The following is an 11,952-nucleotide window of genomic DNA, read 5'->3' as shown; positions in this document are numbered from 1 at the left end:
TATGAAAATAATAATTTTTACTGAACAAGCTCCAGCACCAATTGGCCCTTATAACCAAGCAGTTCTGAAAGGAAATACACTTTATACTTCGGGGCAAATTGCAATAAATCCAAAAAATGGTGAATTGGTCACTTCAAACATTGAGGAAGAGACCAAACAAGTTATGGAAAATATGAAGGCTGTTCTCGAAGCGGCTGGAATGACTTTTGAAAACGTGGTGAAATCGATAATATTTATTATGGATATGGGAGATTTTGGAGCAATCAATGCTGTTTACGGTTCGTACTTCGACGAAAAAACCGCTCCAGCGCGTGAAACGGTTCAGGTGGCAGGGTTGCCAAAAAATGTAAATGTCGAAATTTCGATGATTGCTATTCTCTAGCGATTGCATTCAAAAACAATTGTGCTGCGGCTTCGTTTGTGGCTATGGCAATATTATGAACATCGCAAACACGCAATAACATATTCACATCCGATTCGTGTGCGTGACTCGATAAAGGGTCTTTGAAAAACAATACCATTTTTGTTTTTCCTTCGGCAACTCTTCCCGCAATTTGAGCATCGCCACCTTGAGGACCGGAGAGCATTTTTTTGACTTTGAAACCCGCACTTTCGGCTTTAGAGCCCGTTGTGCCAGTCGCTATCAGTTTTATATTTTCCCGCATTAAAACGGTCTTGTTCTTATTCAAAAACTGAACCATATCGGCTTTTTTTCCGTCGTGTGCTATAATTGCTATTTCCATATGTCTTTGCGAGCTTGCGAAGCAATCTCATCGTTTAGTTTATAAAAAAACCTGATTACAAAATCAGGTTTAGACTATTTATTTATTTGCAATATGATAAGCTATCAAACCATCGATTGGTCGTCTCAACACATTACCTAATTTCATTTCGTATTTATCAAACATTACTTGTAATTCCTCTTTGAGATAAAAAGCAATTGATCCTACAAAATGAACAGGAACTTCTTTATGGTTGTCGAATTGTTTGATGTAATTTTTAATAAAAGATTTCATTCCTTTATAAATGATTTTTTTGCAAAATTCGTTTTCTTTATTTTGAATAAGAAATTTAGCGAACGTAGCTAAATAAGCATTTGGATTGGGCTCTTTGTACAATTTATTTTTGATGAAATCAGGATCTAAATCGTATTCTTTTTCAAACTCTTTTGCTAAATCCTTAGGCATTTTATTGAAATAATATTTGCGAATTAATTCTTTTCCAAAAACATTACCGCTACAATCATCCATTACAATATAGCCCAATGATTGCACTTTTTGATGCAATACTTTTCCATCAAAGAAACTACAATTTGAACCTGTTCCTAAGATACTAACAATCGCCTGTTCACCTTTAGGAGTTGTTGCAAAAACTGCTGCATAAGTATCCTCCTGAACATCTACAATGGCATTTGAAAAATATTTTTGAAAAGCTTGCGAAAGCATAATTTTCATCCGATCTGTACCGCAACCAGCACCATAGAAGAAAAGATGGGTGGCTTTATCCTTGTTTTGTAAAATATCAAATTTGTCATTCAATCGATCGATGATTTCATCTTCGTCAAGGATTTCAGGATTCAACCCTAAAGTTCGGGTGGTAAATAATATTTTTCCATCTTCATCTATTGCAATCCAATCGGCTTTTGTAGAGCCACTATCAACTAATAATCTCATTTTATTCTAGGATTTTGGAATTACGATTAAACATGTAAAATATAATTCCCTATTAATAAATACATCCGAAGATGCTACGTTGTTTTAACTTCCAAAAATACAAAATTTTGCGAAAAAAAACCCGTAAAAAAAACATTTTACGGGATTTCTATTTCACATTAAAAGTTATTTTAAACCTGCGATATGAACAGATAAATCAATCAATTTACTTGAATATCCATATTCATTATCATACCAAGATACTAATTTGAAGAAAGTAGAACTCAATCCAATTCCTGCAGCAGCATCAACGATAGAGGTTCTTTTGTCAGAAATAAAATCTTGAGACACCACAGCATCTTCAGTATATCCTAAGATACCTTTCATACTAGTTTCAGAAGCTAATTTCAAAGCAGCCATGATTTCCTCATAAGTAGTTTCTTTAGCTACTTTTACAGTTAAATCAACTACAGAAACGTCAGCAGTAGGAACACGGAAAGCCATACCTGTCAATTTACCATTCAAGGCTGGAATAACTTTTCCAACTGCTTTTGCAGCACCTGTTGATGATGGGATAATGTTTATAGCAGCTGCACGACCACCTCTCCAGTCTTTTCTAGAAGGACCATCAGCAGTCATTTGAGTTGAAGTTGTAGCGTGAACAGTAGTCATCAAAGCTTCAACAATTCCAAAATTATCATTAATAACTTTAGCTAGAGGAGCTAAACAGTTTGTAGTACAAGATGCATTAGAAACAACAAGATCTGAAGCTTTTGCAGTTTCGTGGTTTACACCCATTACAAACATTGGAGCATCTGCAGACGGAGCTGAAATAATTACTTTTTTAGCACCACCCGTAATATGAGCATTTGCAGTTTCAATAGTTGTAAAAATACCTGTACATTCAGCTACTACATCAACATCGACTTCATTCCATTTTAAATCTGCTGGATTTCTTTCGGCAGTAATACGGATGTTTCTTCCGTTAACATATAATTTTCCTTCTTTTACTTCAACAGTTCCATTGAAACGTCCGTGAACTGAATCATATTTCAATAAATAAGCTAAGTGATCTACGTCTAACAAATCGTTGATTGCTACTACTTCTACATTATCTCTGTTAAAAGATTCTCTAAAAACGATTCTTCCAATTCTTCCGAATCCATTGATTCCTAATTTTACTTTTGACATTTTTTTTACTTGTTTTGGCTCAAAGCTCATGCTTCAAGCAGATTATTATTAATTTGATTTATTACTGTTTGGCCGAAGCCTATTTTTTTTACACTGACATTATTTCGGCAACTCGAAGTAATTCTTTATCAATTTTCGATTCACCTTTGATAGCTTGCAACAATGGCGTGATGGTTACTTTATCATTTAACATCCCAACCATAAAATTCGATTTTCCTTCCATCAAGCACTCTACGGCTTTAACACCTAATCTACTGGCAAGAACTCTATCATAACAAGATGGTGCACCACCACGTTGCATATGTCCTAAAACCGACACACGAATTTCGTATTCTGGCAAATTAGCTTCGACATAATCTTTTAATTCGAATACGTTTTTACCAATTTTATCTCCTTCTGCAATAACGACAATACTCGACGATTTACCTGCCGCTTTACTTTTCTTCAAAGATTCAAGCAATCTTTCTAATCCCAATTCTTCTTCTGGAATTAAAATCTCCTCAGCTCCTCCTCCGATTCCGGCGTTCAAAGCGATATGTCCTGCATCACGACCCATAACCTCAACGAAGAACAATCTATTATGCGAACTAGCCGTATCACGAATTTTATCGATACAATCTATAACCGTATTTAGAGCAGTATCATACCCTAAAGTATGACTGGTTCCGAAAATATCATTATCAATAGTTCCAGGAATTCCCATTACAGGAAACTTAAACTCTTTATTGAAAATTTCCGCTCCAGTAAAACTTCCATCTCCTCCAATTACTACAAAACCATCGACTCCTGCTTTTTGCAATTGTTCGTATGCTTTTTTACGACCTTCCGGAGTCATAAACTCTTTCGAACGAGCCGATTTAAGAATCGTTCCACCTTTATTTATAATATTATGTACGGTTCTTGGTCCCATAGGAATAAAGTCTCCTTCAATCATTCCTTGGTAACCTCTATATATTCCAACACATTCTATTTTATGATAAGCACAAGTTCTAACTACTGATCTGATGGCTGCATTCATACCCGGAGAGTCTCCTCCAGAGGTTAGCACAGCTATTTTATTTATTGTTTTTGACATTATTTGAGTATTAAAAGTGTAAATTTAATAAACATTCGGCAATTTAGCAGGTATGTTTTTAATAATTTAGTAAAACTAGCCAAATTCAAACGTTATCGTTAATAAGTTGCATAAATATTGTAATAAAAAAAATATTTACCTCAATAAATGACAATTTAACAACTTGTAAAATTTGTTTATGAATCATAAAACCAGACCTTTTTACTGATGAAGTTAGTCTTCTTCTGGAACTCTTCCTTCATGATTTGGCGCCGTTTCTTTAGTATTGGGTTTACTTGATTTCGAGGGATCCCTGTCCGGAACAAAATTGGAATCATGGTCAATACTATCCGTGCTGTCGGCTTTTTTGATTTTAACTTTTTTGAAAAACTTATTGGCCAATTCTTTGAAAGTATTAAATTCAACCTCATAAGAAACCCCGACTCCTTGTGTATAGCCAATTCCTTCGCCCACATAAGTAATATCATTTTCCCTATTGAAAAAGCGTAAATTTACGGTTCCATCATCGTTTACCCGGTACAAAATTTCAACATTACCTACCACTGCCGTTTGCGAAACACCACCAAAAGGTACCCCAACCTTTCCATTGATGGTTACTCTATCATTGATTTTTGATGAAATCTCGGCTACAAATCGACCGTCAACTTCTTGCCCATTGGTCTTATCAGCACCAATAATATCCAATGACACTTGAAATTTTTCATCATTAGACTGAATCATACTGGTCAGTAAACTTGAAGCAGTTTCGAAAGCACTTTGAGAAAAAGCTGATTGATTGACACCTTCCGAGCTTAAAAAACTACCCGTAGACAACAAATACAAAGCTTGAGTTTGCCTCACATCTTTGTCTGTCAGTTTGTAATCTATCTCCGCTTTCAGCACATTACTTACTCTAGGAAACTCGAAATTAAAGTCGGGCTCAGGTTTGGTTAAATCTCCATGAAGCCCTATGACTACATTTACATCTACCTTCTGATTAAAAGAAGAATTCTCTAGCAGCACCGAAGGATTTGCTGAAGTCTTATAAATAGCTTCAAGATTCAATCTCGCTTTCATAGGATCTCCTTCCCAAGAAATATAACCTCCTTTTTTAACGGTGAATTTTTTATCAATAATTCCTCCGTATTTAAAGTTATAAAATCCTTCGTAGGCTTGAAAATCACCCCACATATTAAATTTTCCTAAGGTGTTGATCTTTAAAAGTAAGGTTCCATTTCCTCTACCCTTCATTCCATGCCCTGTATTTCGATCCAGAATCACCTCAACTTCGGCATCGGGTGTTATATCAATATCAAATTCTAGTTCAAGTCCGTTGTAATTTCTAGAATTATCAACAATATTATTTTTTATATTAAATTTTTCTTGTTTGGTCAAAAAGTGTAAAAAATCATTCGAACTCACACTTTCAGAATCACTGATTGGGATTTTAAGTGAGGAACCTTTCTGAGATTTTGCATCAACTTTTATAAACAAAGCATTTGTTGTCCCCTTTATAGTTGCCTCTCCATCGATAAACGCAATTCCGTAATAAGCTGCGTCTTCTGAATCTTGTGTGTCTAATACCAATAAATTTTTGGAATTAATTTTCAAATCCAACTTCCAATCCGAAAAACTGCGATGTTCTACCACTCCGTTCAAATACCCTTGGGTACCAAATTTGGTATCAATAAGCTTATTGTTTTTAAACAAAAACTTCTCATCAACTAAATCCACAATGGTCCTTTTATCTAAAGCATAATCTGTATTCAAATACGGGACGTTCAATCCTGCTTCATCTACATAAAGTCTTCCGTCGATACTGGGTTTATTAAGGTCTCCCTCTATCGTTGCACTTCCTGATGCAAAGCCTCGTATATTGGAAATCACCTCGCCTCCAAGCGGACTTAAGAATCCTAAGTTAAACTGATCTAGCTTTAATTGTAAGTCCAAAATAGTGTTTTTATCCACTATCTCAAAACTACCATCTAGATCTAAAGAGGATAGATTATCCTTTTCGATTGATGATTTTACATTAAATTTTTTGAAACTTTCATCGCTCGAAATTTCAAAATTCAAATTGCCCAATCCTACTTTGTTAATCTTCAATTCATCGATCTGAATCGAAGCCGTCGGTTTATATACATTCTTATCTTGTTTGTAATCAATCTCCGCATTCAAGTTTCCTTTGATATCAAAACTTGGGTCTGCAGGCGTAATTTGATTCAAATCTACATTTCTAACATTAAGTTTGAAATCTTTGTACGTTTCCCCTCTCATCTCACCCATAAAAGTAACTTCTTGCTCATTATGAGTCAGAATGATATTGTCGAAAATGAAATTCTTAAAAGATTTATCAAAAACTATTTTATTGTTATCTTCTTCCTTTTCATTCAAATACCACAAATAGTCTTTTAATTTGATTTCTGATTTCTGGATTCCTACGACATTTTTGTTGTCTTTGTTGAAGGTGTGATACAAATTCAAATTGAAATAATCTTGACCTTTTGTACCACCCTTAAACTCTGATCGAATGCGCATCGTGTCTTTCACAATCACGTTTATCAGACTAAAATCTCTAATATTATACTGTTTTGTTTTAATACTGTCGACCTCGATAAAAGCACTGTAAAGCGGATTTGTATTGTCTACATTTATCCTGACGTTATCAAATGTTTTACTTGCAGCAGTTATTTTTGGCGAATTGAAATCGAATTTGAATTCGTGATTATCAGAACCTAAATTCCCTTTTATAGCAGTATTTGTAGCAATAGAAATTTCAGGATAAAAAATTTCTATTATTTTATTATAAATTGTGAAATCAAATTTCAGAAACTGTCCTTTTCTAACTTTCAATGGGCGGTAATTTTCATAAAGACTGCCTAATGAATTCTGAACTAAACTTTGCAATTGATTGAATTGGAATTTCCCTACGATCTCTCCTTCAACAATATCTGTAGATTCTAATTTAATGGTTCTCACCCCAGCTTGATCAAAAGACGAATTGATAAAAAAATCGTCAAAATAATAGGTTGATTTTGCATTTTGATAGGTCGTTTTATTAATCAAAACATCGCCTTTCAGATTATCAATAGAATTTCCTGATAATTTTACAATAACATCACCTTTGAATTTTGAAATCAAATCTTTTTTGAAATTCAATTTTTTCAAGTCGGCATTTTCGACATTAATATGAAAATCATACCTACTCTCTTTTTTGCTCAAATCGACCAAACCGTCATAATTCAATTTCAGGTGCGGGTCATCCACTTTAATGGCTCCTTTGTAAAGTCCTCTATCGAAATTACCACTTAAGTCAATATTTTTATAACTGTAGTTATTGTAATTAATCTGAGAAATATTCCCTTTCAAGCTTGTATTCAAATACTTTTCAGAAAATCCTTTGCCATCAACATCAAGATTCAAACTTGCTTTCCCCAGGTCTTTTCTATCAATTAAAGCCCCAATATCAAAATTATCCAAAACCACATTACCTGCATAAGCGGCTTTGTCGGTCAAATCCATATTGTCTATACTCAAATCAGAATTTATATTTCCTAACTGAGTATTCATTTTAAATTTGGAATCCAAGGAAGTAGTGGTTACTTGCGCATCACCCACTAAATTTATTGTTCCTAATTTCTTTAAAATAGAAGGCAATCTTTTACCTAGAACATTGGGCAAAATGGTAACTAAATCATCATAATTGGTCGAAAGCTTGGCGAATTTTCCATTCATATAAAACTCTTTCCCCTTGCTAGGAAAAAGATTTTTGAAATTTATGGTACCAACTATCTGGGAACTTTTGGTGTCATTTAGATTTAAATTAGTCAAAACTAAATTATTGAGTGGACCTTTAATTCTGCCTTTGATTTTAAACCGTAGATTTTTTCCTAGTTCATCATAAAAACCTCGAATGTCATTAGTTCCTAAATTGGCTTTTTCCAATTTGATATCGAATTCAACTTTGTCCGTAAAATTGGAAAAATCTTCAATATCATAATTCATTACCACAGATCCTTTCAAGTTGGATTCGTTGGTCAGCAAATCAAGATTCTCCAGTTTGATATGCTTCGAGTTATAACTAAACTTCGTGCTTAAATCTTTTACAAAAATCCCACGGTGATCCTGAAATGACAGGGCATTGATGGTTGTACTTACTTCAGCCCCATAAATTCGCAATGCTGTAGCAGCTAAATTAATCTTTTTGAAATCTACATCGGTAGGATCTTCTCTATTCTCATCAATGAGACTATACCTTCCGTTGGTGATTTTAACTTTAGAGGCAGTCATCAAAAAATGCTCGTCAGATGGTGGCGCTCCTGAATCAAAAGCTGCAACAAATTTATCAAGATTGGATTCCTTTTCCTTTTTGTAGGTTTTCATATTGAAATACAATCCATCGGCATCTATATCGCCAAAAATAAGATCAACATTCAATAATTTTTCAAAGTCTAAAATTGTAGTTTTGATACGGTTGGCATAGATAAGAGTATCTTTGTGATGGTCGAGAATAAGGACTTTTTTCAGTTTCACACCACCAAAAACAGTCAGTGAAACCTGCTCAACATTGATATTGACCTTATACTTTTCGTTGAGAGCATCAGTTGCATATTGACCGATTTTGGTTTGAACAAAAGGCAAAGCAAGTGCGATACCAAGTAGCAATAAAAGTAGGATTAGTCCAAGAACCGAACGAAATACTATTTTTTGAATTTTTTTGATACCTATTTATTTTTTAATTTATTTCTAAATTCTATTTTGAGCACTCAAACGGCAGTACCTTAAATAAAAATTCTTTAATTTTGGCTTTTCCGTATCGTATTTCAAACGGATTGTCAAATATAATTCAAAATTTGTGCCTTTTTATGCAAAATTCCGAGGTTTTTATTCTAGCTATTGAAAGTTCCTGCGATGATACTGCAGCAGCAGTTTTAAAAAATGACAAAGTTCTCTCAAATGTTGTAGCTAACCAACTGATTCACAATCAGTACGGAGGTGTTGTACCCGAACTTGCCTCTCGTGCTCATCAACAAAATATTGTTCCTGTAATTGATGCTGCTTTACGCAAAGCAAATATAACAAAAGACCAACTTTCTGCAATTGCCTTTACACAAGGACCGGGACTTATGGGGTCGCTATTGGTGGGAAGTTCGTTTGCAAAATCATTATCATTGGCTTTAAATATCCCTCTGATTGCAGTAAATCATATGCAAGCTCATATTTTGGCGCATTTTATTGACGAAGAAGGTTTTGATAAACCCAGTTTTCCGTTTTTGGCATTGACCATTTCTGGTGGTCACACTCAAATTGTAAAGGTGAACGATTTTTTCGATATGGAAATCATTGGCGAAACCACTGATGATGCGGTGGGAGAAGCTTTTGACAAAAGCGCCAAAATTCTGGGTCTTCCCTATCCTGGCGGTCCATTAGTAGATAAAAATGCACAATTAGGCAATCCGAAAGCTTTTGCTTTCACGAAACCCCAAGTTCCCGGATTAGACTTTAGTTTTTCAGGATTGAAAACAGCCATTTTGTACTTTATTCAAAAGAAGAAAATAGAAAACCCCAATTTTATCGACGAAAACATCAATGATATCTGCGCATCAATTCAGCATACGATTATCGAAATTTTGATGGACAAACTCAAAAAGGCCGTTAAAGAAACAGGCATCACCCAAATTGCGATAGGTGGCGGCGTTTCTGCCAATTCAGGGATTAGAACCACGCTGAAAGAGGCTGAAGGAAAATACGGTTGGAAAACCTACATTCCTAAATTTGAATACACCACTGATAATGCTGCAATGATTGGAATTGTAGGTTATCAAAAGTTTTTATCTGAAAATTTCGAAACTTCATCTGTTGTTTCCAAAGCACGAATTCAATTCTAATTATGCAATTATTTTACAATCCAAATATCGACGAAACGACCGAGAGCTTTTCTTTTGACAAAGAAGAAAGCAAGCACATTATAAAAGTTTTACGCAAAAAAGATACCGATATTTTATTTGTAACCAATGGTTTGGGTTTGTTATTCAAAACGGAAATTACGCTGGCTTCAGACAATAAATGTACCGTTGAGATTCTAAGTGTAGAAAAAACAGAGCCTTCAAAATTCAATTTGCATTTAGCGGTTGCTCCTACCAAAATGAATGATCGTTACGAATGGTTTTTAGAAAAAGCCACCGAAATTGGCATTTACGAAATCACACCTATTATCTGTGACCGCTCTGAGCGAAAAGTTGTGAATAGAGAACGTTTTGAAAAAATCTTACTAACCGCAATGAAGCAATCAAATGTTTTGTTTCTGCCAAAACTAAACCAAGCCATCACTTTCAAAGAATTTGTAAAACAAAAAAGTGAAGGCCTGCAACTTATTGCTCACTGCGAAGAAACAGATAAAAAATCTTTGAAATCAGTTTTGAAACCCAACGAAAATGTTACTTTACTAATAGGTCCAGAAGGCGATTTTTCGGAAAAAGAAATTGCGTTGGCCTTAGAAAATGATTATGTTCCTGTATCTTTAGGAAATACTAGACTGCGAACTGAAACTGCGGCTATTGTGGCATGTCATAGTGTAGTTTTTGTGAATGAGTAAAGAATAAATAGCACGCTGATAAAACGGATTTGCTGCGCAAAGGCACGGATCAAACGCAGATTTTTAATTAGATTTGGATAATTAATAGCAATTTCAAATGTTTATAAAAAAAGTATTTTTCATCCTTCTTTTTTTTCCAATAGCTTGCTTTTCCCAAGAAATTGCCTTGCTTAAATATAGCGGCGGTGGAGATTGGTATGCCAATCCGACCGCTTTGCCCAATTTGATTAAATATTGCAATGCTAATATCCATACTCGAATAAAATCAAAACCGGCAACAGTAGTGCCCAGTAGTCCCGATTTGTTTTCTTATCCTTTCCTGCATATGACAGGACACGGCAACGTGGTTTTCAGCGATGCAGATGCGAGCAATCTTAGGAATTACTTGACCTCGGGCGGATTCCTTCATATTGATGATAACTTTGGTATGGATCAATACATTAGAAAAGAAATCAAGAAAATTTTCCCAAATACGAATTTAGTCGAAATTCCGGCGAATCATCCCATTTTTCAGAAACCGTATTTATTTGCCAATGGGCTACCTAAAATTCACGAGCACGACGGAAAAGGCCCACAAGCTTTTGGAATTTTCATAGAAAATAGATTAGTTTTATTCTATACTTTCGAATGTGATTTAGGTGATGGTTGGGAAGATGCCGAAGTTCATAATGACCCAGCCCCAGTCAGGGAAAAAGCCCTAAAAATGGGAGCTAATATTATGAACTACATTTTTAATAATTGATTTTTTTTCTGAAAAATAAAAAAATACTCAAGAAATAAGTGTTTGATAATTATTTCATTATACTCGTTATTTTGTTAGATATATTTGGTTTTTTTATATTTTTTTTTTTATAAAATTGTGAAAATTTTAACCAAACCAATTAACATTTAACCCTAACCATTATGAGAAAAATCCTTTTATCTGCAGCCGCAACCTTGATGTTATTTTCGTGTCAAAACGAATCAGTTGACACAACAGAGTCCGCAATTAATGTAAACGGTCGTAGAATGTGTGCGTCGCAAGATGTCCTTCAGGCTCAATTAGAAGCCGATCCGACTCTAGCTATTAGAATGAATGAAATTGAAACTTTTACAAAAGCTAGAATTTCGAAACTTAATTCAAATTTCAGATTGGTTAATGGCAAAATCGTAATTCCAGTTGTAGTGAATGTTTTATATAGAACGGCCACTGAAAATATTCAGATGCCCAAATACAATCACAAATAGATGTATTAAACAAAGACTTTACAGCTACTAACGCTGATTTTGGAAGCGTTCCTGCAGAATGGTCAGGTATTAAAGCAAACGTTGGAATCACTTTTGAATTAGTAACAATTATATAAAGTCTAATATGTAATTACAAATAATATATGTATCTTTACTCAAAAAAACCATGAGTAGAGCAGCATTAAGAGTAACAAATTATAGTTCCGAAGAACTGAAAGCATTATTGAGAAAAG

The 11,952-nt window shown here is 34.4% G+C and carries 10 protein-coding genes; 5 read left to right on the top strand and 5 right to left on the bottom strand.

Annotated elements, in window-relative coordinates; all coding sequences use genetic code 11:
* Position 1 precedes the first annotated feature (1 nt).
* Entirely contained in the window at positions 2-382 is a 381-nt protein-coding gene (locus tag ACIQ1E_RS07825; RefSeq protein ID WP_396170256.1) for a RidA family protein, read from the top strand.
* On the opposite strand, the gene ACIQ1E_RS07820 is transcribed toward ACIQ1E_RS07825, so the two are convergent.
* From ACIQ1E_RS07820 to ACIQ1E_RS07800, 5 genes are all read right to left on the bottom strand, one after another.
* Positions 372-743, bottom strand: a complete 372-nt coding sequence (locus ACIQ1E_RS07820; protein ID WP_396170254.1) for a methylglyoxal synthase — start codon at positions 741-743, stop codon at positions 372-374. The two genes, ACIQ1E_RS07825 and ACIQ1E_RS07820, sit on opposite strands and share 11 nt — an antisense overlap.
* A gap of 78 nt (positions 744-821) precedes the next feature.
* Positions 822-1,673, bottom strand: a complete 852-nt coding sequence (locus ACIQ1E_RS07815; RefSeq protein ID WP_396170252.1) for an N-acetylglucosamine kinase — start codon at positions 1,671-1,673, stop codon at positions 822-824.
* 165 nt (positions 1,674-1,838) lie between these two features.
* Positions 1,839-2,843, bottom strand: coding sequence for a type I glyceraldehyde-3-phosphate dehydrogenase (gene gap / locus ACIQ1E_RS07810; RefSeq protein ID WP_396170251.1), 1,005 nt, complete (start codon positions 2,841-2,843; stop codon positions 1,839-1,841).
* 88 nt (positions 2,844-2,931) lie between these two features.
* Positions 2,932-3,918 (bottom strand): 6-phosphofructokinase, encoded by a 987-nt coding sequence (gene pfkA / locus ACIQ1E_RS07805; protein WP_396170249.1) that lies wholly within the window; start codon positions 3,916-3,918, stop codon positions 2,932-2,934.
* Positions 3,919-4,131: 213 nt separating this feature from the next.
* Complete coding sequence (locus ACIQ1E_RS07800) at positions 4,132-8,562, bottom strand: translocation/assembly module TamB domain-containing protein (protein WP_396170247.1); 4,431 nt, start codon at positions 8,560-8,562, stop codon at positions 4,132-4,134.
* Positions 8,563-8,762: 200 nt separating this feature from the next.
* Here ACIQ1E_RS07800 and tsaD point away from each other — a divergent pair, with 200 nt between their 5' ends.
* From tsaD to ACIQ1E_RS07780, 4 genes are all read left to right on the top strand, one after another.
* The gene (tsaD, locus tag ACIQ1E_RS07795) at positions 8,763-9,785 is read left to right on the top strand and encodes a tRNA (adenosine(37)-N6)-threonylcarbamoyltransferase complex transferase subunit TsaD (protein WP_396170245.1); all 1,023 of its coding nucleotides are present in this window, start codon (positions 8,763-8,765) and stop codon (positions 9,783-9,785) included.
* Positions 9,786-9,787: 2 nt separating this feature from the next.
* Positions 9,788-10,492, top strand: coding sequence for a 16S rRNA (uracil(1498)-N(3))-methyltransferase (locus tag ACIQ1E_RS07790; protein WP_396170243.1), 705 nt, complete (start codon positions 9,788-9,790; stop codon positions 10,490-10,492).
* Positions 10,493-10,595: 103 nt separating this feature from the next.
* Positions 10,596-11,234: a DUF4159 domain-containing protein gene (locus tag ACIQ1E_RS07785; protein ID WP_396170280.1), complete on the top strand. Its 639-nt coding sequence runs from the start codon at positions 10,596-10,598 to the stop codon at positions 11,232-11,234.
* A gap of 161 nt (positions 11,235-11,395) precedes the next feature.
* Positions 11,396-11,719 carry a hypothetical protein gene (locus tag ACIQ1E_RS07780; RefSeq protein WP_396170242.1) on the top strand — a complete coding sequence of 108 codons (324 nt, stop codon included), beginning with the start codon at positions 11,396-11,398 and terminating at the stop codon, positions 11,717-11,719.
* The last annotated feature ends 233 nt before the right edge of the window (positions 11,720-11,952 follow it).

Source organism: Flavobacterium sp. (assembly GCF_044348915.1).
GTDB lineage: Bacteria > Bacteroidota > Bacteroidia > Flavobacteriales > Flavobacteriaceae > Flavobacterium.
The sequence above is the reverse complement of the archived record's forward strand: the minus strand, read 5'-3'. Positions and strand labels throughout refer to the sequence as shown.

What these genes read in the sequence shown, in the direction of transcription:
- ACIQ1E_RS07815 (WP_396170252.1), bottom strand. Translation starts at nt 1,673, where the DNA reads ATGAGATTATTAGTTGATAGTGGCTCTACAAAAGCCGATTGGATTGCA.
- ACIQ1E_RS07825 (WP_396170256.1), top strand. Translation starts at nt 2, where the DNA reads ATGAAAATAATAATTTTTACTGAACAAGCTCCAGCACCAATTGGCCCT.
- ACIQ1E_RS07780 (WP_396170242.1), top strand. Translation starts at nt 11,396, where the DNA reads ATGAGAAAAATCCTTTTATCTGCAGCCGCAACCTTGATGTTATTTTCG.
- tsaD (WP_396170245.1), top strand. Translation starts at nt 8,763, where the DNA reads ATGCAAAATTCCGAGGTTTTTATTCTAGCTATTGAAAGTTCCTGCGAT.
- gap (WP_396170251.1), bottom strand. Translation starts at nt 2,843, where the DNA reads ATGTCAAAAGTAAAATTAGGAATCAATGGATTCGGAAGAATTGGAAGA.
- pfkA (WP_396170249.1), bottom strand. Translation starts at nt 3,918, where the DNA reads ATGTCAAAAACAATAAATAAAATAGCTGTGCTAACCTCTGGAGGAGAC.
- ACIQ1E_RS07790 (WP_396170243.1), top strand. Translation starts at nt 9,788, where the DNA reads ATGCAATTATTTTACAATCCAAATATCGACGAAACGACCGAGAGCTTT.
- ACIQ1E_RS07820 (WP_396170254.1), bottom strand. Translation starts at nt 743, where the DNA reads ATGGAAATAGCAATTATAGCACACGACGGAAAAAAAGCCGATATGGTT.